Origin of the sequence: Bradyrhizobium canariense, from assembly GCF_900105125.1 — a bacterium.
GTDB classification, from domain to species: domain Bacteria; phylum Pseudomonadota; class Alphaproteobacteria; order Rhizobiales; family Xanthobacteraceae; genus Bradyrhizobium; species Bradyrhizobium canariense_A.
Window position 1 is genome coordinate 2,239,137 of sequence record NZ_LT629750.1, and the last position, 25,414, is coordinate 2,264,550.

The 25,414-nt window shown below is 60.1% G+C and carries 23 protein-coding genes; 5 read left to right on the plus strand and 18 right to left on the minus strand.

Annotated elements, in window-relative coordinates; genetic code table 11:
- Window positions 1-6 precede the first annotated feature (6 nt).
- On the minus strand, window positions 7-1,164 hold the full coding sequence (locus BLV09_RS10870) for an ABC transporter substrate-binding protein (RefSeq protein WP_146687284.1): 1,158 nt from the start codon (window positions 1,162-1,164) through the stop codon (window positions 7-9).
- 67 nt (window positions 1,165-1,231) lie between these two features.
- A complete protein-coding gene (locus tag BLV09_RS37200; protein ID WP_167558696.1) occupies window positions 1,232-1,498 on the minus strand; it encodes a hypothetical protein in 267 nt (88 codons plus the stop codon).
- A 309-nt stretch (window positions 1,499-1,807) separates the two neighbouring features.
- Between BLV09_RS37200 and BLV09_RS10875 the strand changes: the two genes are divergently transcribed.
- Genes BLV09_RS10875 through BLV09_RS10885 form a run of 3 tightly spaced genes read left to right on the plus strand, consistent with a single transcriptional unit; the run spans window position 1,808 to window position 4,454 of the window.
- Entirely contained in the window at window positions 1,808-2,806 is a 999-nt protein-coding gene (locus tag BLV09_RS10875) for an ABC transporter substrate-binding protein (protein WP_146687285.1), read from the plus strand.
- A 2-nt stretch (window positions 2,807-2,808) separates the two neighbouring features.
- Window positions 2,809-3,609, plus strand: a complete 801-nt coding sequence (locus tag BLV09_RS10880) for an ABC transporter ATP-binding protein (RefSeq protein WP_146687286.1) — start codon at window positions 2,809-2,811, stop codon at window positions 3,607-3,609.
- Window positions 3,606-4,454: an ABC transporter permease gene (locus tag BLV09_RS10885; protein WP_146687287.1), complete on the plus strand. Its 849-nt coding sequence runs from the start codon at window positions 3,606-3,608 to the stop codon at window positions 4,452-4,454. Before BLV09_RS10880 ends, BLV09_RS10885 begins: the two co-directional genes overlap by 4 nt.
- 67 nt (window positions 4,455-4,521) lie before the next feature.
- Here BLV09_RS10885 and BLV09_RS10890 read toward each other — a convergent pair whose 3' ends face one another.
- The 16 genes from BLV09_RS10890 to BLV09_RS10965 form a co-directional block, all read right to left on the minus strand.
- The gene (locus BLV09_RS10890; RefSeq protein ID WP_146687288.1) at window positions 4,522-5,031 is read right to left on the minus strand and encodes an Lrp/AsnC family transcriptional regulator; all 510 of its coding nucleotides are present in this window, start codon (window positions 5,029-5,031) and stop codon (window positions 4,522-4,524) included.
- Between the two features lie 155 nt (window positions 5,032-5,186).
- Complete coding sequence (locus tag BLV09_RS10895) at window positions 5,187-6,128, minus strand: ABC transporter substrate-binding protein (protein WP_146687289.1); 942 nt, start codon at window positions 6,126-6,128, stop codon at window positions 5,187-5,189.
- Window positions 6,125-7,225: an LLM class flavin-dependent oxidoreductase gene (locus tag BLV09_RS10900; protein WP_146687290.1), complete on the minus strand. Its 1,101-nt coding sequence runs from the start codon at window positions 7,223-7,225 to the stop codon at window positions 6,125-6,127. Before BLV09_RS10900 ends, BLV09_RS10895 begins: the two co-directional genes overlap by 4 nt.
- 31 nt (window positions 7,226-7,256) lie before the next feature.
- Window positions 7,257-8,411 (minus strand): acyl-CoA dehydrogenase family protein, encoded by a 1,155-nt coding sequence (locus tag BLV09_RS10905; protein ID WP_146687291.1) that lies wholly within the window; start codon window positions 8,409-8,411, stop codon window positions 7,257-7,259.
- 35 nt (window positions 8,412-8,446) lie between these two features.
- Window positions 8,447-9,244 (minus strand): ABC transporter ATP-binding protein, encoded by a 798-nt coding sequence (locus BLV09_RS10910; RefSeq protein WP_146687292.1) that lies wholly within the window; start codon window positions 9,242-9,244, stop codon window positions 8,447-8,449.
- Window positions 9,238-10,281 carry an ABC transporter permease gene (locus BLV09_RS10915; protein ID WP_244549038.1) on the minus strand — a complete coding sequence of 348 codons (1,044 nt, stop codon included), beginning with the start codon at window positions 10,279-10,281 and terminating at the stop codon, window positions 9,238-9,240. Before BLV09_RS10915 ends, BLV09_RS10910 begins: the two co-directional genes overlap by 7 nt.
- Window positions 10,256-11,377: an ABC transporter substrate-binding protein gene (locus BLV09_RS10920; RefSeq protein ID WP_146687293.1), complete on the minus strand. Its 1,122-nt coding sequence runs from the start codon at window positions 11,375-11,377 to the stop codon at window positions 10,256-10,258. The genes BLV09_RS10915 and BLV09_RS10920 overlap by 26 nt, the downstream gene beginning before the upstream one ends.
- 380 nt (window positions 11,378-11,757) lie before the next feature.
- A complete protein-coding gene (locus BLV09_RS10925) occupies window positions 11,758-12,882 on the minus strand; it encodes a xanthine dehydrogenase family Fe-S subunit (RefSeq protein ID WP_146687294.1) in 1,125 nt (374 codons plus the stop codon).
- Between the two features lie 2 nt (window positions 12,883-12,884).
- Window positions 12,885-13,724: an FAD binding domain-containing protein gene (locus BLV09_RS10930; RefSeq protein WP_146687295.1), complete on the minus strand. Its 840-nt coding sequence runs from the start codon at window positions 13,722-13,724 to the stop codon at window positions 12,885-12,887.
- Complete coding sequence (locus BLV09_RS10935) at window positions 13,721-16,111, minus strand: xanthine dehydrogenase family protein molybdopterin-binding subunit (RefSeq protein WP_244549039.1); 2,391 nt, start codon at window positions 16,109-16,111, stop codon at window positions 13,721-13,723. The genes BLV09_RS10930 and BLV09_RS10935 overlap by 4 nt, the downstream gene beginning before the upstream one ends.
- Window positions 16,112-16,173: 62 nt before the next feature.
- Window positions 16,174-16,707, minus strand: a complete 534-nt coding sequence (locus tag BLV09_RS10940) for an aromatic-ring-hydroxylating dioxygenase subunit beta (RefSeq protein ID WP_100381007.1) — start codon at window positions 16,705-16,707, stop codon at window positions 16,174-16,176.
- Between the two features lie 62 nt (window positions 16,708-16,769).
- Window positions 16,770-19,670, minus strand: a complete 2,901-nt coding sequence (locus BLV09_RS10945; protein WP_146691061.1) for an FAD-dependent oxidoreductase — start codon at window positions 19,668-19,670, stop codon at window positions 16,770-16,772.
- Between the two features lie 235 nt (window positions 19,671-19,905).
- A complete protein-coding gene (locus BLV09_RS10950; RefSeq protein ID WP_146687296.1) occupies window positions 19,906-20,685 on the minus strand; it encodes an ABC transporter permease in 780 nt (259 codons plus the stop codon).
- A gap of 97 nt (window positions 20,686-20,782) precedes the next feature.
- Entirely contained in the window at window positions 20,783-21,610 is an 828-nt protein-coding gene (locus tag BLV09_RS10955) for an ABC transporter ATP-binding protein (protein ID WP_146687297.1), read from the minus strand.
- Window positions 21,597-22,565 carry an ABC transporter substrate-binding protein gene (locus tag BLV09_RS10960; protein ID WP_167558697.1) on the minus strand — a complete coding sequence of 323 codons (969 nt, stop codon included), beginning with the start codon at window positions 22,563-22,565 and terminating at the stop codon, window positions 21,597-21,599. The genes BLV09_RS10955 and BLV09_RS10960 overlap by 14 nt, the downstream gene beginning before the upstream one ends.
- 317 nt (window positions 22,566-22,882) lie before the next feature.
- The gene (locus tag BLV09_RS10965) at window positions 22,883-23,443 is read right to left on the minus strand and encodes a MarR family winged helix-turn-helix transcriptional regulator (RefSeq protein WP_146687299.1); all 561 of its coding nucleotides are present in this window, start codon (window positions 23,441-23,443) and stop codon (window positions 22,883-22,885) included.
- Window positions 23,444-23,668: 225 nt separating this feature from the next.
- On the opposite strand from BLV09_RS10965, the gene BLV09_RS10970 reads away from it, so the two are divergent.
- On the plus strand, window positions 23,669-24,640 hold the full coding sequence (locus BLV09_RS10970; protein WP_197685040.1) for an amidohydrolase family protein: 972 nt from the start codon (window positions 23,669-23,671) through the stop codon (window positions 24,638-24,640).
- Between the two features lie 14 nt (window positions 24,641-24,654).
- Window positions 24,655-25,407, plus strand: coding sequence for a maleate cis-trans isomerase family protein (locus BLV09_RS10975; protein ID WP_100381002.1), 753 nt, complete (start codon window positions 24,655-24,657; stop codon window positions 25,405-25,407).
- The last annotated feature ends 7 nt before the right edge of the window (window positions 25,408-25,414 follow it).

The window sequence follows — 25,414 nt, forward strand, 5'->3', positions numbered from 1 at the left end:
ATGGATTCAGCTTGTCACGGCCGCGACGAAGACCTTGTTGCCGCCATCGCCGATCAGCACCTTCGGCTGCACCGTCGCATCGCGATCTGCCGACCATCCGAACCGCCCGAGCACTCCTTCGAAATCGCTGATCGATGCGAGCTTGTCGCGCACGAGCTTGCCGTTCGTCACATCGTCGGCGCGCCGGATGGCTTCGGCGAGAAGATAGGCCGCATCGTAACCTTGGGCCGCATAAATATCCGGTGTTGAGCCGTAACGCGCCCGATAGGATGTAACGAAAGCTTTGCTACGAGGACTGTCGTAATCCGCATACCACGCCGCGCCGACGATGATTCCGTTCGCCGCCGGGCCCGCCAGTTCGAACAGCTTGGCCGATATGTTGGCATTGCAGCCAATGAACACGATCTTGCTGTCGAAGCCAAGGTGGCGCGCTTGCCGTAAAATGGCTGCAGCCTCCTCGGCGAGTGTACCAAGGATGATGGCGTCGGGTTTTTGCTCGCGTATCTTGGTGAGCTGTGCGGAAAAATCGACGTCGCCGTGCTGATAGCTCTCGACATCGACTTGCTCAAGACCAAGATCCGCCACGGCTTTCTTCTGCACGTCATGCGCCCCGCGCGTGAGCGCATCGTCGAGTCCGTAGATCAAAGCGACTTTCTTGATTCCGTGCTTTTGCACGGCATAGCGCAACACGGTTGGGAACACCTGATCTTCTGGAATGCTGGTGCGAAAGATGTAGTCGCCGATCCTGGTGAGATTCGGCGCTGTGTTCGAGCTTGCGATGACCGGTATGTTTGCCTGTTGCGCGATCGGATCGGCAGCAAAAGCGGAATTAGACAAAGTCGGCCCCAGGATCGCAACGACTTTGTCCTGGCGAATGAGACGCTGAAAAATATTGACGGTCTGACCGCGATCGGCGCCATCGTCCGCATGGATTGCTTCCAGCTTTATGCCATTTAAAGCGTTCGCAGAATTGATCTCGGCAAAGGCCAACTCGATTGCCTGTTTCTGCTGGGTACCGTAGAGGGCGGCCGATCCTCCGGTCGTCGACTGAACGAGACCGATCCTCGCGACGCGCTCGTCTCGCGCGAATACCGCTGAGCCGGACAACGCCGCAGCACCACCGAGAGCCAAAACCGTGCGGCGGGAAAGGGTAATGGAAACCATGTCTGATCCTCTACACAAGACGTAACGTTGGCCGGAGAGCCTTTGTGTAGGAGCCGCGAAAACCAAGTCAAGCAATCGAAATAAAACAAGATGAACTTCCAAACATCTCGCCCAAATGAGAACGTTCGATCTGACCGACAGGAATTTCGTGCAAGTTTTCTGCGCCGCAAAAATCCCTGTTGCGGGCCAACGTCATCAAGTCAAATAACCACGCGTCTCCTGGGGCGATCGACGGCACATCGACAACGAACCGAGATGTCAGTGAGAGCGAAATGAAAAAACTGCCAACCAAGAAGATCGCACGAATCCTTGGACGCCCGCTTGTTTCGATCACCGCGGTGGCCGCTCAAATCGACCTGCCAATCGAATAGGATCGGTATCGCCTGGTGCTTGTTCGCAATGCGGGGATGCCGGATCAGCGTATTCGCATTGAGCCATAGACTTGAACAAAAGTATTAATCAGCGGCGTTGCGCACTGGCAAACGGTCAAAACCTTCCACCCTCGCGCATTGCACGAGAAACTTAAGCTCTCGTCCCTGCATTTTACGCAATTGCCAGACGCCAGCCGTTGCCCGCAAATGAAGCGTAAACGGCTGCATCAGCGATCTCGCAGCCGCTCGACCATACCATTCGAGGCTGCTTCATGATCTTCAGATTACTGGCGACACTTGCTCTTGTATCGGCGATGAATGTCGGGAGCGAAGCACGTGCGGAAGGGCGATTGAGAATCGTCGAGCAATTCGGGACGGTCTACTTGCCGCTCCATGCACTTCGCGACCAGAAGCTGATCGAGAAACACGGCAAGGCAGAAGGGCTCGATATCAAGGTCGAGTGGACCAAGCTCAGCGGCGGTGCGGCGATCAACGACGCGCTACTGTCTGGCGCCGTCGATGTCGGCGCCGCGGGCGCCGGCCCTGTGATCGTGCTCTGGGACCGGACCAAGGGGTCCGCCGATGTCAAGGTGATCGCCGCGCTCGGCGAACAGCCTAACTACCTGATCACGAACAATCCGAACATCAAGACGCTGAAGGATTTCACCAAGGCCGACAAGATCGCCGTGCCGGCTGTGGTCGTCTCGCAGCAATCGCGCCTGCTGGAGATCGCGGCCGAAAAGGAATTCGGTGAAGGAAAATACAATGTTCTCGACGACCTCACGGTCAATTTGCCTCATCCTGACGCGACGGCGGCGCTGCTGTCGGGCTCATCGGCGATTACCGCGCACTTCTCGAATCCACCCTATCAGGAGCAGGCGCTTCAAAACCCAAAGGTCCACAAGGTCCTGAGTTCCTACGACATCATGGGCGGCCGCATCACGCCGACCCTGCTGTACGCGACCTCGAAATTCCGCAACGAGAATCCGAAAACGTTCAAGGCGCTGTATGACGCGCTAAACGAAGCCTCGCAATGGATCGAAACGCATAAGGCCGAGGCGGCGGAGACCTATATCCGCGTCGAGCAGTCCAAGCTCGATCCGGCATTCGTGAAATCGGTCATCGACAACAAGGATGTCGACTTCACCACCACGCCGCAGGGAACGTTCAAATACGCAACCTTCCTCGCAAAAATCGGTGCAATTCGGAACAAGCCGGCGAGTTGGAAGGATTATTGCTTCGGAGAGCTTCACGACAAGCCGGGAAGCTAGTGATGACGGCAGTCCCTTCGACTGAGGCAACCTCTGCCGTGCTTGAAGTTGCACGGCTGACGCTCGACTATGACATCGAACACGGCGCCGTCCGCGCGGTCGAAAACGTCAGCTTTACAGTCGGAAAGAGTGAACGGCTGGTGCTGCTCGGACCTTCGGGCTGCGGCAAGTCATCGATCCTGAAGGCGATCGCCGGCTTTATCAAGCCGACGCAAGGACATGTCCTGATCGACCGCCGGCCGGTGAAGAAACCGGGCCCGGACCGGCTGGTCGTCTTTCAGGAATTCGACCAGCTTCTGCCGTGGAAGACCGTGCGTGAGAACGTCGCCTTTCCCTTGAAGGTCGCGCGCGGCAAATCGTCGGCGGAAGCGCGGGATATCGCCGATGACGCGCTGGCGAAAGTGGGACTGGCGCGCGCGCTGAACGCCTATCCTCATACCCTCTCCGGCGGGATGAAGCAGCGCGCCGCCATTGCGCGGGCGCTCGCCGCGGCACCTGAAGTTCTGTTGATGGATGAACCGTTCGCAGCACTCGATGCGCTGACGCGCGTCAATCTCCAGAACGATCTGCTGCAACTGGCCGACGAACTGAAATTCACCCTTGTTTTCGTGACGCATTCGATCGAAGAGGCGGTCCTTGTCGGCACCAAGCTGCATCTCCTCAGTACCCATCCGGGACGAACAATCGCAACATTTGAAACCGGCGCGTTCGGACGCGACAGTTTGGGCACGCCGGAATTCCGGGATATCGTCAAAGACATCAATGACGCATTGTTTGTTCGCGCCGCCGGAATTGCGGCATGACCGATGAAGCCACCGATATGGCTGCGACGGGTCAGGCCGAGCGGTCGGCAGATCGCTCGCACCGCTTCGGCGCATTGATCCGTTCCGCCGCCCTTCGGCGCGCCGTCGTCCTGCTCGGGTTGGCGATAGTGTGGCAGATCGCTGCGACCGTGACCGCAAGCCCACTCATGCTGCCGAGTTTCACGCAAACGTTTACGGCGCTGTGGGACGCTCTCCTTCACGACAATCTTGCGCAAGCCATCCTCGCCTCCCTCGGCGTCCTGGTCAAAGGCTATGTCATCGCCATTGCCCTGGCAGTCGTCCTGGTTTCGCTGGCCACCGCGAACATATTTTTTCGCGAGGTCCTGCTGATGCTGACGGCGATGTTCAATCCGCTGCCCGCCATTGCGTTGCTGCCCCTCGCGATGCTCTGGTTCGGGCTCGGCGAAACCAGCCTGATCTTCGTGCTGGTGCACTCCGTTCTGTGGCCGTTCGCGCTGGCAACGTTCATGGGCTTCCAGACCGTACCGGACACACATCGTCTGGTCGGGCGTAACTACGGTCTGCGCGGCGCGCGATATATCGCCTATATCCTGATCCCGTCCGCGCTGCCTTCGATCATTTCGGGACTCAAGATCGGCTGGGCCTTCGCATGGCGGACGCTGATTGCCGCTGAACTGGTGTTCGGCGTCAGCTCGAGCCAAGGCGGGCTTGGATGGTTCATCTTTCGCAACCGGAACGAGCTGTTCACCGACAAGGTTTTCGCCGGGCTCGTCAGCGTCATCCTGATCGGTCTCGTGGTCGAGTTTGGCTTGTTCCGCACGCTTGAAACCATCACTGTGCGACGCTGGGGCATGCAGCGCTAAAGCCACATACCGCGCTGCGTCGATCACCGGCGCAGTCGGGCACACCCTCACCAGGTCGCGATATAGATTACGCGGCCTCGAATGCTGGCACCGGCAACGCGGTCACCGACTTGATCTTTTCCATGGCGAATCGCGATGTCACATTCTTGAGCGCGATCGCACCGATGAGCTTCTTGTAGAAGATATCATAGCTCTGCATGTCGGTGACGACGACCCGCAGCATGTAGTCGACGTCACCAGCCATACGGTAGAACTCCATGACTTCCGGCATGGCGCTAACCGTTTCGGCAAACTTCTTCAGCCAGGCATTGGAATGGTCATAGCTTTCCACGGAGACGAACACCGACAGCCCAAGACCGATCTTGTTCTGATCGACCAGCGCGACCTTCCCCGTGATGATTCCCTCCCCTTCCATTCTCTGGATGCGCTTCCAGCAGGGGGTCGATGACAGGCCAACACGTTCGCCAATTTCTGCCACGGACAGCGATGCATCTTCCTGCAGCACTCTCAGAATCTTGCGGTCGATAGTATCGATGCGGCGTGCGGTTTCCTGAAGCGGGATGGCGGCCTCGGTCATTGCTAGAATTTCTTTCCAATAATACGGGTATTCAGAATAGTAATTGGAAATACATCCTACACAAGGCCAGTTTTAGTGTGAAAATGATGCAAGCCGGAGAAATATCTACTGCGCATGCCGTCTCCCTTGGAATTTCTTCTGGAAAGAAAGCCGCCCTAAAGACCGGCGCCTTTTCCGATGGCGTCGGAAAACGAGCGATCGACGATATCGCCTGCGTTAAGCCTCTGCTTGATCAAGCCCGACCGGAAATACAGGTCGATTGTCTTCTGTTCATCGGCGACGACGCCATCATCTATTAGAGCAATCCGGATTTTCGCACGACTGAGCCAGTTGAGCGGCACGGCGGGCGGAATGTTCATCAGCCTGCCCCACGTTTCGGCGTAGGCGTTGACATTGGTCAACGACCAGGCGCGAGCGGCCGTGAGCCGGCGAAGAAAATCCCCGAGCTCTGGGCGCTTGTCCCTGATGGCATCGGGCGAGGCGACCTGAAAGCCTATTCCGGGCGTGATGCCTTCGGCCGTGATCACACGCCGCGACTGGAACAATACCTCTTCCTGACTGACATACGGCTCCCAAGTCGACCAAGCATCGACCGATCCCTGGCTGTACGCCACCTTTGCGTCCGACGGTGCAAGAAACACAATTTGGACGTCCGTCAGTGACCATCCCCTGGATTCGAGCGCCGCAAGGATAAGCTGATGCCCGATCGAGCCGCGACCGGTTGCGATCTTCTTTCCTCTCAATCCTTCGAAGTCGCGGATCGGCGAATCTTTCGGAACCAGCACGGCGAGGCCGTCGCGGCTCTGCCGGATCGCAGCGATGGCTTTCACCGGAACATTTGCCGCCGCGGCGAAAGTGAAGGGCGCGTCGCCAACCAGACCGGTTTCGATTGCTCCCGCGCCGAGCGCTTCCAGCAATGGCGCCGCGGCCGGAAATTCCTTCCATTCGATCTTGTAGGGTACATCCCGAAGGACGCCAGCCGCTTCCATCACGGCCTGCGAGTTCCCCTTTTGATCGCCGACCCGCAATGTCGTCTGGGCACCGGCCGACGCGACGGCACTCAGCAACAGTCCCGCAACAAGAATACCGCGCATCATTCTGCCGCCACTCCCCTGGCGACACCGCGCCCGGCAATCAGCTGACGGGTCAGCGGGATCAGTTCGCGGCCATATTCGATGGCGTCGATCAAGGGATCGAAGCCGCGGATGAGGAAATGGCTGACTCCGAGATCGTAATAGTCGCCGAAGACTTCGGCGACCTGCGCGGGGGTTCCGACCAGCGCCGTGGTGTTGCTATTGGCGCCCGTGAGCTTCGCGATCTCCGTCCAGAGACGCTTATCGATGCGGGTGCCCTGCTCGGCCAGCGCCAGCAGGCGGCGCGCGCCGGCCGTCGCATGACCATCAGCCGGTTTGCGATATCCGGTTTTGTCCTGAAGCGCCGTTGCGCGCGCCAGAATTTCTTCGGCCTTGGCCCAGGCTTTCTCCTCGGTGTCGGCGAGAATGGGCCGCACCGACAGGCTAAAGCGCGGCGTGGGCCGGCCGTGTTTCGCGGCAGCCGCGCGTACCCGCGAGGTTACATCGCGCACCTGAGCGCAGGATTCTCCCCACAGCGCAAATGTGTCAGCATGCTTGCCCGCGACCTCGATCGCGGCGTCGGAAGCGCCGCCGACAAAGATTGGGATGCCTTCGCTGCGGTATGGCTTGATCTGCGAAAACCCGTTTTGAACCTTGTAATATTTGCCGTCATAGGAAAATGGCTTCTGGCTGGTCCATTCAGCACGAACGACATCCAGAAATTCGTCGGTGCGGGCGTAACGCTCGTCCTTGTCGTCGATGACGTTACCGTCTTGCTTCAGCTCGGTGGCGTTGCCGCCGGTGATGACGTGCAGCGCGACCCGGCCACCGGAAAGCTGGTCGACGGTTGCGAGCTGGCGCGCGATCAAGGTCGGCGCGGTAAAGCCTGGCCGCTGCGCGATCAGGACGTTGAGCCGGTCGGTGATGCCGAGCACGTGCTGGCCGATCTGTAAGCCGTCCGGTATGGTGGAATGAAACGCCAGCAAAGCGCGGTCGAAGCCGGCATTTTCGTGGGCTTTCGCGACAGTCTCGATGTGGTGACGGTCGAGGATCGGACCGTTGCGCACGATGGTTTCCGATGAGTTATTGTTGGTAATGTATCCGATGAATTCCACCGACATTGCAAAACTCCCTTTTTGTGTCGATCAACGCTCAGAGGCCCAGCGCCAAACGCCCCGCGCTCACCCTTGTTGCATCGTCCTGCGGCGTATGAACCCGGCCACACAGCACATCGCGATAATGCCGCTCCAGCGGATTGGCACGTGTCAGGCCGTGATTGCTGGTGAGCGACAGGGCGTCTTCGACGACTGCGACCGCGTTGTTCGTAACCGTCGACTTGATGATGTTGGATTCGACGGCGCTCAATAGAACGCCGTCATCGAAGTCCCCGGAAAAACTGTCGATCAGGCGTGAATTGACCGCCAGACGCGCCTCGATACCACCAAGAATCTCCTGCGCGCGCGGCAGCGTGGCCAGCGGCGCACCGAGATTGGCCGGCACGCGGGTTTTCAGGAAGCCGATCAGCCAGTCACGCGCGGCTTGCGCGATGCCATCGTAAATCGCGGCAACGAAAATCGCGTGAACCGTCGCCTGGGTAAAATCCGGTACCCGCCAATCGTCCGGTTTACGGACGTCGATTTCGTGATCGAGCGAAAACACGACGTCCTCGAACACGATGTCATGGCTGCCGCTGGCGCGCAGCCCCAAATGATCCCAGGTCTCGACGATGCGCGTCCCCGGCAGTCCCGCGCGAACCAGAAACAAGCCGACACGCACATCAGGTTCGTCGGTCTTCGCCCACACCGCATACCACTTCAGGATCGGCGCACCGGTCGAATAGATCTTGCGGCCAGTAAGCCGCCATCCCGCCTCGGTCTTGCGTGCGATCGTCGCCGGCAACCCGCCGCGCGAGGGCGAGCCCAGGTCCGGCTCGACACGAAGAGCATTGATCAAGGCCACGCCTTCGACGGTTTCCCGCGCCAGCTTGCGCGAGAGCCGGCCGGGCCATCGCGTACTTCTCGCCATCACCAGGTGCTGAATGTAATGCATCGACAGCACCAAAGCGGTCGATGGATCCGCTCTTCCGAATATGGTGAGAATCCGCACCGTATCGCGCGCCCCGGCGCCGGACCCTCCTAACGCGGCCGGCACGGTCAACGCCAGTAGTCCCGCTTCGGACAAGCGGTTGAAATTCTCGAACGGAAAGCTGGCGTCGCGATCATGTTGGCCAGCTCGCTCGGCAAATTCCGACGCAAGCCAATTTGCCTTGTCGAAAATCCCAGGAAAAATTCCAAGGCTTGCATCCATCGGAGGCTCCTTGCGTACCGGATTGTCCCGCACGCTCACCAGGTTGAATCGAGGCCGAGCAGGCCCAGAATGTGCCGCCGCAGTTCCGCCAAGCCGGGATCGCCGCGGTGCCGCGGATAGGGATAATCGACGCGGATGTCGGCCTTGATGCGCGCGGGCCGTTCGCTGAAGACGATCACGCGGTTGGCCAGGAACACGGCTTCTTCCACATCGTGGGTCACCAACAGCGTGGTGAATCCGCTGCGCTGCCAGAGCGAGGCGATTTCCGCCTGCATCGTGATGCGCGTCAGCGAATCGAGCTTGCCGAGCGGTTCATCAAGGACAAGTATCCTGGGGTCGTTGACGAGCGCCCGCGCCAGCGCGACGCGCTGCGCCATGCCGCCCGAAAGCTGATGCGGATAGGCGTTGCGGAACCCCGAAAGCCCGACCAGGTCGATCGCCGCATCGACGCGATGACGCTGGCTTTTCAGAATGCCCTGGGCTTCGAGCCCGAGCCCAACGTTGTGCCAGACCGTGCGCCATGGAAACAGCGTCGGATCCTGAAACACCACCACCCGCGAGGGAAATGGCCCGGTGATGAGATCGCCGTCCTCGCGCAACGTGCCCGACCGCGGCGGCTCAAGGCCTGCAACCAGACGCAGCAAGGTTGATTTTCCGCATCCGGACGGACCGAGCAGCGCGACGAATTCGCCCGGCTCCAGCCCGAAGCTGACATTGTCCAATACCGGCAGCACGGCTCCGTCGATGTCGAAGGCATGACTGACGCCTTCGACATCGAGCGAAGCGCCGACGGCGGCCGGCCCGCTCGCTTTGGCGACCGCAAGCGCTACCATTTCACGACGCCCTTTTGCCAGACCAGCAGCCGGTCGCGCGTCCTGAACAGAAGCGTGATCGCGCCCGAGCACAATAGCGACATCACGATCAGCGCCGCATACATGTTCGCATACGCTGCCCAGCCCTGGGCCCATTGCAGATACCAACCGAGACCGGCCTTGACGCCGATCATTTCGGCGACGACGAGAACGGCGAAGGATGAGCCGAGGCCCATGAACAGGCCGACGAAGACATGCGGCAGCGCTGCGGGAATTGCGACCTTCAGCACCAGGAACGACGGCTTGGCTCCAAGGGTTCGCGCAACATCGTAATAGGCGCTGCTGACACTTGCTACGCCGGACCAGGTCAACACCGTGACCGGAAATCCGGTGGCCAATGCGATCAGGAAAGTGCTCGCGCTCCAGCTCGACGGAAACGTAAAGAACGCGAACGGAAGCCATGCCGTCGCCGGCAACGGTCCGATGAACCGCAGGATCGGATGCACCCAGTAGCCTACAGCGCGAGACCAACCAATCGATACGCCGGTGAGAAAGCCGATCGCGGCGCCAATCGCATAACCGCCGAGCTGAAGCTTGACCGATGCAAAGGTGCTGGCGAGAAGCTTGGGAAGGTCATCGGTATAGACCTCGATAATGGCTTGCGGCGGCGGAAAAAACGGCAGCGGCAGCCACGCAAACTTGGCGGTTGCAAGCTCCCATACGGTCAAGAACACCCCGAGCGCCAGCAGCCATGGCGCTCGCTGTTGCAGGCCCGCCCCGAAACGTCCCAGCCTGCTCCCGCTCAAGGTCCCGAGCAGAATGCCGCCGGCGATAACGAATGCTGCGACGGCCAGTTCATGGGTCCGCGCCCAGTCGCCGAGATCCTCCCACAACAGGCATGAGAGACCGAAGCCGGCCCACGCCAGGCTCGCGAACGCCGCAGCTCCATTTGCCAGCCAGGACGAAGGAAGCGACAGCGGCCGCGCCACAATGGCGGCCCCCTCTTCCGCGGATTGCGCCAGCGCGGCGGCTCTAGACACCTCTGAATACATCGACATAAATCCGCTCCGCAAACTTTGCCGTATCAGTGCTGGGTTTGAAAACAGACACGAGTTTCAGATCATCCGCATAAGCCTTCAGCTCCTGCTTGAGCACGCCCCCGACGGGATGATGGTGGTGGGTGTGATATCTGACCATCGCCTGCAGATCGTCGAGACTTGCGGCCTTCGGCGCGTAGGGCTGGAACGACGCGGCGGCCTTGTCCGGATTCTGTGCCGTGAACATCGCGGCATCGAGCAGCGCCTGGGTGATCGCGCGCGCGACCAGCGGTTCCTCGCGCACCAGACTGCCGCGCAATCCAACGATGCAGCACGTCTTGTCCTTGTACTCGCCGTCCAGATTGGATGCGACTTCCTTGTAAGTGCTGTCCTTCAACCAGAGGTAAGCGATCGGATCGGACGCCAGGAACACCTGCACTTCGCCCTTCTCGATGGCGAGCTGCAGGAGGTTGCCGGGATAGGCGCGCCAGTCGACGTCCTTGTTCGGATCGATGCCCTGCTTGGCGAGCTGAATCGAAAAGAAGTTCTTGTCGGGACCGGCGAGATCACCGACCGCGACGACCTTTCCCTTGAGGTCGGCCAGCTTGTCGACGCCCGAATTCACCCGCGACAAAACACGCATGCAGCCGCCATGCGTTCCTGCCGCGATCTTGACATCAAAGCCCTGCTCAAGCGGCTTCAGCCAGCGCAATGCCATTCCAAGGCCTGCATCGGTCTTGCCGGTCGCGATCGCCTCAAGCAGCTGATCGGTGGACCCGCTGTAATTTACCAACTCGACATCGAGATTTTGCTTCTGGAAGAAACCGTGATCGATGGCCACCGGCAACGGTGCGAGGCAGACCGCGCCGGCATTCCAGGACAGTTTCAGCTTGCGCGGTGCACCGGTGAGCGCTGGCGCGTCGGATGACGTTTTGCAAATTGGAAATTCCGAAAAGTCGATAGCTGGCGTCGCCGCGCCCAATGGAAAAGCTTGCGCGCCGAACACGCTGATCGGCGCCGCGACCGCTGCCGCTGCCGCTGCCGCTGCCGCCGCCCCGGCGCGCAACAACGCACGCCGGTCCAGCAACACTTTGTTCCGTCTGATGTCGTGTGACATTTGTTTTCCTGCATGCGAGCGCCATGGGTCGTCGTCGACGCAACGCTAACGTCGCGGCCCCGATGTGAACCCGATGGCAATCCGTGAACTCAGTTCAATTCCGGCGAGCTAAGCTCTCGCCTCGTTGAAATCATGCCTGGATGATGCGCGGCCGAACTACGCTCGTCAATGAAATGGAATTTTGAATGTAAAAGCGAACGGAGAGATTATCTCCACAATCGCATCCTTCGTGATGAAACCGTTTTTGTCGCGTCAGCAAGTCCGAAGCGGACTTATCGAGGTGGATTGACCGCCGTTGTGCAGTCGCAACAGCACGACAACACTATTTGCTGACCTCGACGACGAGATGAGGCCACCCGGTTTGTATGATTGCGGTTTCATCACCTCCCGAACAATCGGACCTTGATAACCGACCAGAGCAACCCAAAAGCACTGATGCCCTGGGAAGCGGCCAGAGGCGGCGCTCTATTGTCAATCGAGGCTTCGAGATTGATAGCGAATGCCGCGGCGAGGCGGCGCACAACATCCTGGATCAGACCCGAACGGTTGAATTGTGCGAGCGGACCGGTCAATCGCCAGGTCAGTTGCACCACGACGACGGTATCATTCGCATTGCCGTCGATCACGTGCCAGCGAGCCTCGCCTTCAGCGGACGACCCGACGCCGGAATCGCGCCCGCGTCCGGCCATTTTGCCCTCGCGTTTGGCTGCGTCCATGGTCACATGCGCTTCGCCGCTGAACGCCGGCTTGATCGGTCCGAGGGCAATACGAACCCTTCCCTTGACGGTGTCGCCGTCGATCTCGGTGATTTCGGCGCCCGGCAGACACGACGCCACACGCCGCAAATCCGACAACGCTTCCCAAACCTTGTCCGGCGCTGCCTTGATCGTGATGCGCTCTTCGATCGACGTCCCCGCGCCGGCGCCTGTGGGCAACGCCGACGCCGCTGGGCGAGCAACCGGGATAACGACAGGCGCTTCGGTCAGGCCGCCTCGCTCGATTGTCTTCTGCGCGTGCACGGCGACGGCGCCGGCGATCGCAGGCTGTTTGCCAAGGGACACCGCGCGAATCGCCTCGACAATTCCGACATAGCCGGTACACCGACAGATATTGCCGGATAACTCCTCGCGAATTCTTTGCTCCGACACCTCACCCAAGCGGCTGACAATATCACGTGCGCTGGCCAGCATGCCCGGCGTACAGAAGCCGCATTGCAAGGCGTGCGAAGCGCTGAACGCGTCGCGCAATTCGCCCATCAGTGGATCATCATCGAAATCCTCGATACTCCGGATCGTGGCGCCGTCGCAATCAACGGTGAAGGCCAGACACGAGCGCTGCGGCTTGCCGTCGATCAGCACCGTGCAGGCACCGCAAACACCCTGCTCGCAACCGAGATGCGTGCCGGTAAGATGCTGATTGCCACGCAGGAAATCGGCCAGATGCAAACGGGGCTCGACATCGGCCGTGACTGAGGCACCGTTGATGGAAAGCGTGACTGCCGTCATGTTCAACGATCCGAATTCACGGCGAGCATATCGAGAGCGCGACGTACTGCGGTGGCATGCAACTGCCGGGCGGCGGCATCGTGGCCAAGCAGCACAGATGCGATTTCAGCCTCGACGCTGTCGCCGGCGACGGATGCGCCCTTGTCGATCAGCACCTTCGCCGTTTCCGGCAATAGCACCGGCGGACCGTCCGTCGCCCCCGCAAGGACCCGGCTCAAGCCGCTTTTGGGATCGAAAATGGCAACGCCGATCGCAGTGGCGAACTCGCCACTCTTGCGACAGATTTTGTAATAACCCCATCCGGCCTTGTCCGAGAGACGCGGCGCCTCGATGGCAATCAAGACCTCGTTGGCGCCAAGCCTGGTTTGGAAGGCCCCTTCTAGAAATGTATCGGCGGACAGGCGGTGTTTCCTGCCATCGGCGCCCTGCGATACCAGCGTCGCGCCCAGCGCCGCCGTGGTCGAAATCCAGTCGGCCGCCGGATCGGCATGGGAGAGGCTGCCGCCGATCGTGCCGCGATTGCGCACAGCGCGGTAAGCGATGCCGCGCGCGACATATGGCATCAATCCGCGCGTCGAATCTTCAAACGTCCCGTCCTCTATTTCGGCGTGCGTCCAGCCCGCGCCGATGGACATGACCTTATCATCGCCCATGAGTTCGCGCAAACCTTCGGCGCGCTTGATATCGATCAGGATGTGCGGGCGCGCAAGCCGCAGATGAAGCATCGGCGCGAGTGACTGACCGCCTGCGAGAATTTTCGCGTCGCCATTGCCAGCTGCAAGAAATTCAGCAGCCTCCGGCAACGTCCGGGCACGTTTGTAGTCGAATGCCGCGGGCTTCATGCGCTAACCCTGCCGCCAACCTGCGCCACGGCCGCAGCCTTAGCTGTGGTCTTGGCGGCTGCGATCGCCTTCAGAATACGCGTCGGCGACATCGGTGCATCGCGCAAAGTCGCATTTAACGGCGCCAGTGCGTCGTTGATCGCGTTGATGATCGCGGCGGGTGGCGCGATGGCGCCGCCCTCGCCGACCCCCTTGATGCCGAACTTGGAATAAGGCGACAGCGTCTCGCGATGCGCGATGCGGAATTTCGGCAACTCCACCGGACCCGGCAGAATATAGTCGAGCAGCGTGGAAGCGAGCGGCTGGCCGCTGTCGTCGTAAGGACTTTCTTCGAACAGGGCGGTGCCTACCCCTTGCGCCGCACCACCATAGGTCTGGCCTTCGACGATCATCGGATTGACCATCTTTCCGCAATCTTCGACGATGACGTAATCGAGGATTTCGACAAGGCCGGTTTCCGGATCGACTGCGACACGAACGGCGTGGCTGGCGTAGGAAAACACGCCGCCATCGACTTGCGGCTTATAGCCCTCGGTCGCCTCCAATCCCCCGCGATCGACATCGTCCGGCAATTGATCGGGGCGGATATACCAGGCCCGCCCGATGTCTTCGTAGGACACGCTGGCCTCACCCGCATGAATTCGCCCGTTCTTGAACGCCACGGCGTTAGGCCCGACCTGCAGCAAATGCGCGGCGATGGCCTTGATGCGCAAAGCCACAACTTCGGCCGCGCGCGCAACGGCGCCGCCGGTCATCACAATGCCGCGTGAGGCGTAGGCCCCGGTCGAAAAGGGCGTCGTCGCGGTGTCGCCGAGCGTTACCCGAATATCCTTGTAGGGAACGCCGGTGACTTCACCCGCGATCTGCGCCAGCGTCGTCTCCAGGCCCTGACCGATGGTGTGAATGCCGGAGCGCACTTCGAGTGCGCCGTCGGGCGTCAGCTTGACGAAGGCTTGGTCAAAGCCCGGCACCAGAGGAAGGCCCCATGCGGCGAACACCTTCGTGCCATGAGCGGATTGTTCGGTATAACTGGCGAAGCCGACACCCAGATATCGACCGAGCGCGTCGCGACGCGCGCCGGCGCGAAACGCATCCAGGCCGATCATCTCCTTTGCTTCGAGCAGCGCGCCCGGATAATCGCCGGAATCGTAATGCTTGTTGGTAATGTTGGTGTAGGGCATGGCGCTGGCGGCCACGAGGTTTTCGGCGCGCACTTCCCACGCCTCGCGGCCGACAGCTTTGGCGATAGCATCGATCGTCTGCTCCATGGCGAAGCAAACGCCAGGCCGCGCGACACCGCGGTACGGCGCAAATGGCGGTTTGTTGGTGGCGACGGAAAATACTTTGGCCCGATAGGCCGTCAAATGATAGGGCCCCGGCAGATTGCCGCCGGCCTGCGCCGCCTCGAGACAGGCCGTGAACGGCCAGACTGAATAGGCGCCAGTGTCGACCGAGACTTCGGCGTCGAGCCCCAGCAACTTGCCGCGCGTATCGGCATAGGCCTTGATCTTGTAGTGATGCTGCCGTGCATTGGCGCCGGCGACCAGATGTTCGCGGCGATCCTCAGTCCAGCGGAACGGTGTCTTGTAAGTAGTAGCCAGCCACGCTACGGCGATTTCTTCCGGCTGCAACAGGCATTTGTATCCGAAGCCGCCGCCGACATCGGGCGCGATCACGCGAATAACGGCTTGTGGCAGCCCCAGACACTCCGCAAGACCCGCACGAATGAGATGGGGCACCTGGGTGGATGTGTGGACGACGAGTTGTCCGGCGCGATGATCCCAGAACGCGAGGACACCTTTGCCTTCCAACGGATGCATGGTCTGACGCGCGCAGGAGACATCGAGATCGACGACGACGGGCGCCGTTGCGGCGATCGCTCCGATACCGCTGTCGAACGACGTTTCGAGAAAAAGATTGTCGCCCCAGCTGTCGTGCAGTTGCACGGCATCGGCCTTGCGTCCGCCGTTACAGGAGACAATGGCCGGCAACTCGTCATAATCGACCTCGACGAGTTCCGTCAGATCTTCGGCCGCCGCGCGATTTTTGCTGACGCACATCGCGACAGGCTCGCCGACGAACCGAACCTTTTCCCGGGCAAGCACCGGGTAGTCCGAAACCTTGTAGCCGGGAATGGACGAACGAGTGACAATGGGCAAAACGCCCTTCAAATCATCGAGAAAGAAGATTGCATGATCATGGCCCGCAGGTCGCGTCCGCGAAACAATACGCGCATGCGCGACGGGGCTGCGCAAAAACGCCACCTCCTGCAGTCCCGCCATGAAAAGATCACCAACAAATTGGCCGCGACCGCGCAAATGCCGCGCATCCTCCTTGCGAAGAACGCGGGCGCCGATACCTTCCGTTGGAGATGTGGTTTCGCTCACGTCTAGCTCCATGGTCATCGACGCCGGGCGCCGCACCATCTGCGGCCGCGCTTTTCCCCAGATCAGACCGGCAGACAAAGCGCATTTGGCACCAGCAGATTGTCGTAGACGCAATGGCGTTTGGCCAGCTTCAATCCATCCGAACTGCTGCGAAAGATGTCGTGATATACGCCGACCTGATGCAGCGTTGCGTCCGGGCGGTCGAACAATACCTGCAGCAGCAGATAATTCGCACTCGCACGGATCGAGCCATCCGGATCGACGCCGATCACCTGCGTATTACTGACGAAATGCCGCAGGTAACGCGGCGCGAACATCGCGGTTTTTTCCAGCGCAAAAGCACGGTCGCGGATCATCGCCCGGTTTTCGCAGTAGATCAGCCCAACCGGCATGCCGCGATCATGATTTTCGCGGGAAAGGACGACATAACTGGCATCCTCGGTGAACATCTCGCTCCAATCGGACAGGCGCTGATCGTCCAGCGCCATCCCGTAGACGGCGTTGAATTGTTCGATCTCCGCGCGGAGCAACATGCGCTCGATGCGCGCGTCTCTGTTGTCCGATTGTCGTGATTTAATGTCGATTACAGGAGACATTGCTTTCGTTTCCTCGAATAAGCGGCGGACGTAGCCTCGTTCTCAAGCGAGAGCCGTGAATATCAAAGCGCCATCACCTCACGCCAGTATCGATACATGCCGCGGATCGCCGCCTCCGAAATCAGCGTGTCGGACGTACCGTTATTGCCTGGTTCGAGTTCGACCATATGTTCGCCATTCGGCACGGAAATCATGCCGTCCTGCACGAACTTGATCGCCTCGTTGTCTTCCAGACCAAGGAAGCCGGCAGGCCCCATCAGATTACCTTGCCGCAGGCGATGACGCGTCATTTCCTCGTCGTCGCCTTCAAAGCCGAACATCGTCCATTTCATGATGAACTCATTCGGTCCGGTGGGCACGATCTGGCGGATGCCGAGCGTATTCATCTCACGCTGGATGATCAGGTTCGGCCACAGCGTCATCATGGTCACGGACCATGGGCTGTTGAATTCGTCGATAAAGTTCATGAAACGCGGGTCGGACAGCGACATCCCTTCCTTGTAGGCGCGCATTTCCTTCTTCGTGTCGGCGGCAATCTTGCTGGCGTCGGATTTCGCCGACGCCATCACGCCATGGCGTCCGGTTGCGTCGGCCAGCATCAGTGACTTGTTGCCGGCGACGAGCAGGCCGAACGTCACCAGAAATGTATGTAACAAAGTGGCGTGATACGGGTCCTTGAGATTCTCGTGATAAAGTTTCCAGTTGCCCGGCAGGCTATGGCGATAATGGCCGAGAACGCGCGGAATGCGGCCGTCGAAGGTCGCTTCGAATTCAGCGAGAATTTCGGGCCCGAGATAATCGGCGAGCGGTTCCATATCGTTGCAATAGGAGGCGAACACGACGCCGCGATGGGTGGTGACCGTCAGCCGCTTCAGCCCGTGTTCGGAGGTCTTGAAATCCGGCGGCATGCCGCCGGCGCCGTTGACGCCGCGCCTGAACGGCACGCCAGCCAGATTGCCCTTGAGATCGTAAGACCACTGGTGATAGGGGCAGACGAACTCTTTGGCGTTGCCATGCAGTTCGCGGCAGAACTCGGCGGCGCGATGCAGGCAGCGGTTTTCGAACACGTGGATCGTGCCGTCTTCGGCGCGCGACACTACAACCGGCGTCGGCCCGACATGCGAGCGAATGAAATCTCCGGGGTTGCGTACTTCGTCTTCCAGCGCGACAAAATTCCACGAGCGACCGTGAAAGATCCGCTCGACTTCGCGTTGATAGATGAATTCGTCGGTGTAGACCCAGTCAGGTATCCGCGTCAGCCCCTCCACGGGCCAGACATAGGTTTTGGCCCTGTCTTCCGATGAAACAGGCTCCAAGAGCTTCGCGTGCGCGTTCATGGAATCTCCCTTGTCTTCTTGATCGAGAACGACAGCAGCCGCAGCGGCTGGATCGAAAGGTGCAACACTTTCGAGTTCAGTTCTCGCCGCGCGAATGGCCTGCGGCGAGGAAAAGGCGACCACCGATGTCAGCTTGCCCGATGCCAGATCGAACGTCCGATACACCGTGCCAGCGGCACCATCCTCGCCGGTGCGGGCGACTGAATGATGCGACGCCGCGACGCCGAGGATCTGCACGTTGAGACCGAACTGATCCGTCCAGAACCAGGGCTGGACCGCCGCCTCCGTATCGGCCGGCGCGCCGGCCATCGAGCGTCCGGCCGCGGCACCCCGCTGTTCGGCATTGTGCCAGCTTTCAAGACGCCCGCGCCGGCCGTTGATCTCGGCGTGATGGAGCGCGCAATCGCCGGCCGCCCAGATGCCGGGCACATTGGTGCGGCCTTCCGCATCGACGACAATTCCACCCAGCACATCGCAACCGCAGGCAGCGGCCAGCGCGGTGTCCGGTTCGAGCCCTATGCCAACGAGCGCGATGTCGGCGGCAACCGGTTCACCGGGGGTCTTGATGACAAGTTTTCCATCGATCCGTTCAATCGCATCGACCGACGTCGAAGTGCGAACGATAACTCCATGCTTTTCTGCCAGCCGCCGAAATGCGCGGCCCAGCGGCGCGGGCATCACGCGCGCCATCAGTTCGGGTTCTCGCTCCAGCACTATTGCGGAAAGACCCAGCTGAGCTGCTACCGAGGCCAATTCCATGCCGATAAAACCACCGCCGATAATGGCGACCGTTTTTGCTTTGCGGATGACGTCGCCGATCGCAGCGGCATCCTCGAGCGTACGCAGATACATGACACCGGGCAAATCCGCGCCTGGAATGGTCAGGCGGCGGGGCTGGCCGCCGGTCGCGATCAGCAATGCGCTATAGGTGAGCATCCGTCCGTCGTCGAGCGTGGCGATACGCGCCCGTGCGTCGATGGTCGACACACGCCTACCCAGATGAGCGGTTACACGCAGCACGTCCAGATCCGCGAAACGCAGGCACGCGCAATCATCCGCACCAGCCTGCCCAAGCAACACGCTTTTGGACAGAGGCGGCCGCTCGTAAGGAAGATGACGCTCGGCACCAACAAGATCGATCGCCCCCTCAAAGCCGGCCAATCGCATGGCGCGGATGGCCGCCGCCGCCGCCTGCCCGGCGCCCACGATGATAAACCGTTCGCCAGCGCGCGCATCTGTTGCAACACCGCCCGCTGTCGCGGCGGTCGTGCCAGGGAGTGCCACACCATCCGCGGCCAAGGTCGTTTGTGCTGCAGACGAATCCAGATCGACAAAAACCGTGCCGTCTTCGACCTTCACCGCGTAGGTTTTGATGTCCTCCGTCAGCGGCGTGCAGAGCGCCTTGCCGGAGCGAATGTCGAACAGCCCCTGATGCAGCGGACATTCGATCTTGCCGTCTTCGACAAACCCATCGGCCAGGAAAGCCAGCGCATGGGTACAAATCCCGTGGGTCGCGTAAACTTGTTCGCCAAGCTTATAGAGAGCGACAGGAACGCCCTCGATTTCAACGCCGGTCACGCCATCGGGGCGCAACAACTCCAGCGAAATGGCGGCGTGCCATGTCATCATGTTCTCCCGTGCGAACTCCACAATTTACTCAGTATAACACCCATTTATAAATTTCAAGATATGCGTCTCGGAATTAATTCCGAGAGAATACACGATTTATCGGCAGAAAAATTGGGTTCAGACGACAGACGCAATTCACAACAACGATGTATGCCACTTATTTTATGAAGGCTTCAGAATCCCGTGGAGGCGGTTGTGGACACGGAGATTGGCTTGAGGGCCGGAGCTGTCCTCAATGACCGCCCGCCTGCCGGTTCTTGTAGTGCCAGGGCAATGCGAGCCGCTCGACAAAATCGAGCGCGCCGATCAGCCCGACGCCAAGCACCGACAGAATGAAAATCGCAGCGAAGACGCGCGGCGTATCGAATGAGCCCTGCGCCGTCAAAATCGCAAAGCCCAGCCCCTTTTGCGACGAAACGAATTCACCGACGATGGCGCCAACCAGCGACAGCGATAGCGCCACCTTGAAGCCCGCGAACATGTGCGGCAGCGCGCAATACATCTTGATGCGCAGAAGCACTTTCAACCGCGATCCCCGCAACGCCTTCGCCAGATCGAGTTGATCCGGCGGCACCGAGCGAAGGCCGAGCGCGGTATCGATCACGATCGCGAAAATCGCGATCAGGGATGCAATGGCGATTTTCGGTTCGGCGCCGGTGCCGAACCAGATGATGAACAACGGCGCGATCGCGACCTTGGGGACACTATTCAGCGCGACGAACAGGGGAAAAAGTAACTGGTCGAGCAGCGGCCATTCGACGATCGCGACGGCGAACGCAACGCCGAGAACAACCGCTACCGCAAATCCCAGCAAGGCGACACCGATCGTGAAGAAAGTCTGCTCCGCGAACCACATCGGCGCATCGGCGAGTTCGCGGGCAATCGCCGAGGGTGCCGGAAGAATAACCGGCTTGATCGCCCCCAGCCGCGCGGCAGCTTCCCAGATCAGCAGGAAGGCGACCGCGCCTAACAGCGGAATGCCAAAACGGACCAAACGGTTTGTCGGCTGCATATGAACTCCTCGCCGCGAAGACGGCGGCTGCTGCTACGGATGCGTGACGCTTCGGCCGGAATGCAGGATGACCTTTCGACAGATATTTCCGGCCGCGTCAGTCGTGGATCAGGCCCATTTTCTCGAATAAGCCGCGAATGTGCTGGGTGTAGCGGATGAAATCCGGTGTATCGCGCACCGCGAGCTTGCGGTCGTCGGGGAGATCGACGTGAATGTCCTCGGCAATCTTGCCGGGGCGCGCACTGAAAACGACGATGCGCGTTGACAGAAATACGGCTTCGGAAATCGAATGCGTCACGAAGCCGACCGTCATGCGTTGTTGCTGCCAGAGGTGGTGCAGGTCGACGTTCAACTGATCCCGCGTCAGTGCGTCGAGCGCACCAAACGGCTCGTCCATCAGCAAAAGACGAGGCTTCAGCAGCAGCGAACGGCAAATCGCGGCGCGCTGCCGCATCCCGCCCGACAACGCACTGGGATAGACATCGGTGAAATCCTTCAATCCGACCATGTTCAATAATTCGCGGGCACGCGGCTCATATGTTTTCTTGTCGTAACCGCCGAAATCAGCCGGCAGCAACGCGTTTTCCAGGATTGAGAACCAATCCAGCAAGGCGTCGCGCTGGAACGCGATGCCAAGCTTTTCCGGCGGCCCATTGATCGGTGCGCCGTCGAGCAGCAACGATCCGCCGGTCGGGCGTTCCAGTCCGGCAAGGCAACGCAGAAACGTGCTTTTGCCACAGCCGCTCGGGCCGAGAAGGCTGACAAATTCGCCTTCGGCAATATCGAGGGTGATGTTTTCGAGTGCAAGCAAGCCGTTTGCGTCGCCATAACGCTTCTGCACGCCTTGCGCGGAGATCATCGCGCGCGGCGCCACGGCACGGGGAACATAAGAGAATGCCGATACCCGCTGCTCACTCGCCGCCATTGGCGATCTCCTTGACCAGCGCCACGTCGATAAAATTGTTGGTGTAATAAGCGCCGGGCGCATCGGCATGGTCGATCAGCTTGCCCTGCTGCAGGGTGTCCAGCGCCTTGGCCCAATCGGCGTCCGCCATAATGCCCATGGGCTTGCCGGCGGTTGCGGGCGTCGAAACCAGGCCGCGCAGAATTTCAATCTGCTCGCGCAGCACGTCGGCGTTCAACTTTGCCTGTGGACGCGCATCGATGATGGCCTGAGCGCCTTCGGCCTCGTGACCATCCAGAATGTACTGCCAGGCACCGGCGACGACACTTGCGAACTTACGAATCTGATCGCCTTTTGCGGCGATCGTCGCCTCGGTCGCGAACAGACCGAAGCTCGGAAACTCCAGGCCATAATCGGAGAACCGGATTGTCTTGGTCGGGCGCTGACGATCAAAGATCGGCTGCATGAAAGGCGCCGACGAAAACGCGCCGTCGACCCTGCCGGACATATAGAGGCTGCCCTTGTTGGCGGCGTCGACATTGGTCAATTCCACCTCGCTGCGCGTCAGGCCGCCCGCGGCGATAAAACGATCCAAAAACGGAGTTTCGAGCGAACCGGCTGTGAAGGTAAGTTTCTTGCCCCGCAAATCCTTCGGCGTGTTGATGCCGGTGTCCTTGCCGACCATCAGGCCGATATCGTTCTGACGAATGAAGTCCGCGACCGCTTTGACCGGCAAGCCCTTGGCGCGGGCAATTGCCATGGTGGCGAGCGACGCGTGGCCGAGATCGTAGTCGCCGTTGCCAACGATCTGCACGGTCGAAACCGAGCCATTGCCGTCTTCGAGCTGGACGTCGAGCCCCTGTTTGGCGAACCAGCCCTTTTTCATGGCGAGATGAAATGGCGCTTGATCGCCCCAAGGGGTCCAGTCCAGGCGGACGCGCAGCGTCTCTGCTGCATTGGCGAAAGTTGAAATCATCGCAGCGACTGCCGTCACTACACCGCAGACAAATATGGCGCTTGCTCGCACGAAGGCCTCCATCGGTGAAATAATCCGGCGTAGACTACCTTTCTATTTTGGAGGATTTCAATAGAAAAGAGAGCTATACTGATTAATTATCGCGCAAACGTCGAAAATTCGATGAGCACATGGCTGCGATTTATGCGGATCTCCGCCTAAACTGTCCCGAGGCTTTTGTGGAAAACGGAGACGCGCCAACACCGGCGCGCGCTGGTTCCAGCAGCTCAAGCAGAAGGAAACCGGCCGACTAAACGGCCGGCATGACAGATGTCCGATCAGCCGCTCGAGTCGTCCCGCGCGTGCGGCTTTTTTCTCGGGCGGCGCTCGACGTCGAACCCGGATTCCGAGGGAACAGATTGACTGTTTCCATCGATCAACTGGGTCAACACAGCCAGAAACGCCGGACGGAATGGCGGCGCCAGGGGGGCCAGGATTCGCTCCTGCGCGCGCATCATGCCGGCCCTGCCCTGCTCCAGGATCGCTTCGCCCGCAGGCGTGAGAAAGGCTATTTTAGAGCGCTTATCATTCACACTGCGCTCTCGGCGCACCAGGCCTCTTTCCGAAAGCCGCTCAAGTACATCGGCCACATTGGTGCGGTCGATCCCGACCTCGCGGCCGAGACTGACCTGGTCGCTACCCGGAAAACAATGCAGGGCCGTCAGAAGGCCGTACTGGACCGGCGTGATGCCGAACTCCCGGCACTCCTCCACGAAAATGGCGGAATGAATTTGGTGGAGACGGCGGATCAGATACCCCACTCGAGACTGCAACGGCAGCTGCCTGTGCCAGTCTGCGTCGTCCGTCCGCGCCTGCACCAGCTCCTCGATTTCGCTCATCGCGTATCTATAAAACGAACCGGCCAAGCCCTCAACCTTTCCTCTTAAAAATCAGTACAGCCCTGATTGACGCGAAACCTAAACAAATTTATAAACTCAGTATACATCCTATTTTGAGACATCGTCCATCGGAAACCAACTCGCTTCACAGCAGGCAGATGAAACGGTCGCTGTTCTGTTCGAGGCCAACCGACATCTGACCACCGCGCATATGGAGCATAAACATTGGCCGATCGTATTCGAAAGATAGCGCTTGAAGAACATTTCATGGCGCCGGGCTTCCAGAACTATTCGAAAGCGTTCACGCAATTGATGGGCAATACCGCACAGTCGGAATTGTCCGCGAAGCTGGACGATTTTCACGAGATCCGCATTGCGGATATGGACCGCGCCGGCATCGATATATCCGTGCTCTCGCCGACCGGCCCGAGCGTGCAAGGCGAGACTGACGCGGCGCAGGCCGCAAGCCGGGCCATCAAGGCCAATGACTATCTCGCAGGCCAGATTGCGCGCAATCCCAGGCGGCTTGCGGGATTCGCTACGTTGGCCATGCACGATCCGAAGGTGGCGGCGCGCGAACTTGAACGTGCGGTCAAAACGCTCGGATTCAAGGGCGCGCTGGTGAATGGCCATACGCACGGCACCTATTATGATCTCCCCACTTATGATGCCTTTTGGGAAGTGATGCAGGACCTCGACGTCCCGTTCTATCTCCATCCGATCGATCATTTTCAGGTTCCCCTCGCCTATGCCGATCGTCCGGAATTGACCGGCGCAGTCTGGGGCTGGGGCGTGGAGACGGCATCGCATGCCCTGCGTCTGTTGTTCAGCGGCGTGTTCGACCGTTTTCCCAGACTCAAGATTATCCTCGGTCATATGGGCGAAGGATTGCCGATGCTGCTGTGGCGGTTCGACAGCCGCTTCGCCGTCTATTCACAGGGGGTGACGTTGCAGCTGCGGCCTTCCGAATATTTCGGCCGCAATATCATCATCACGACATCAGGAGTTTGCTCACACGCGGCACTCTCCTGCTCCCTCGCCGAAATGGGTGAACAGGCCGTGATGTTCTCGGTCGATTATCCCTACGAATCCAGCACGATCGCAGCAGACTTCATCGAAACCGCGCCGCTTTCCGACGCGGTTCGGCAACTCGTTTGCTTCGGCAACGCCGCGCGCCTGCTGAAGATCAGCCACTGATCGCGAGAGAGACGATGCCAAAATTATATCGTATCGGACAGATCGTCCCGAGCTCCAACACAACGATGGAAACGGAAATTCCGGCGATGCTGACAGCACGTCAGTCGATCCGGCCGGAGCGCTTCACCTTCCATTCAAGCCGCATGCGCATGAAAACGGTGAAGAAGGATGAATTGGCGGCGATGGACGCCGAGTCCGACCGCTGCGCGCTGGAGCTCAGCGATGCGCACGTCGATGTACTCGGCTACGCCTGCCTGGTTGCCATCATGTCGATGGGACACGGCTACCATCGCGCTTCCGAGGCCCGTCTGCGGGAGCGCACCAAAGACAATGGCGCCGATGCACCGGTCGTTACCAGCGCCGGCGCGCTGGTCGATGCTCTCAAGGTGATCGGCGCGAAGCGGGTCTGCCTGGTTGCGCCTTACATGAAGCCGTTGACGGAGATGGTCATCGATTACATCCGGAACGAGGGGTATGACGTGGCGGAGTGGCGTGCGCTGGAAATTTCCGACAATCTCGAAGTCGGCCGGCATGATCCATCGCGGCTTCCGGCCATCGTCACCGGGATGAATACAGGCAATGCGGACGCCATCGTATTATCAGCCTGCGTGCAGATGCCTTCGCTGGAGGCCGTGCCGAAGGTCGAGGCGATGACGGGCAAGCCCGTCGTCACCGCGGCAATCGCTACCACCTACGCCATGCTGAAAGCGTTGAAACTCGATCCGGTCGTGCCGGGCGCGGGCGCGCTGTTGTCCGGCGCTTACTGAGCTCACC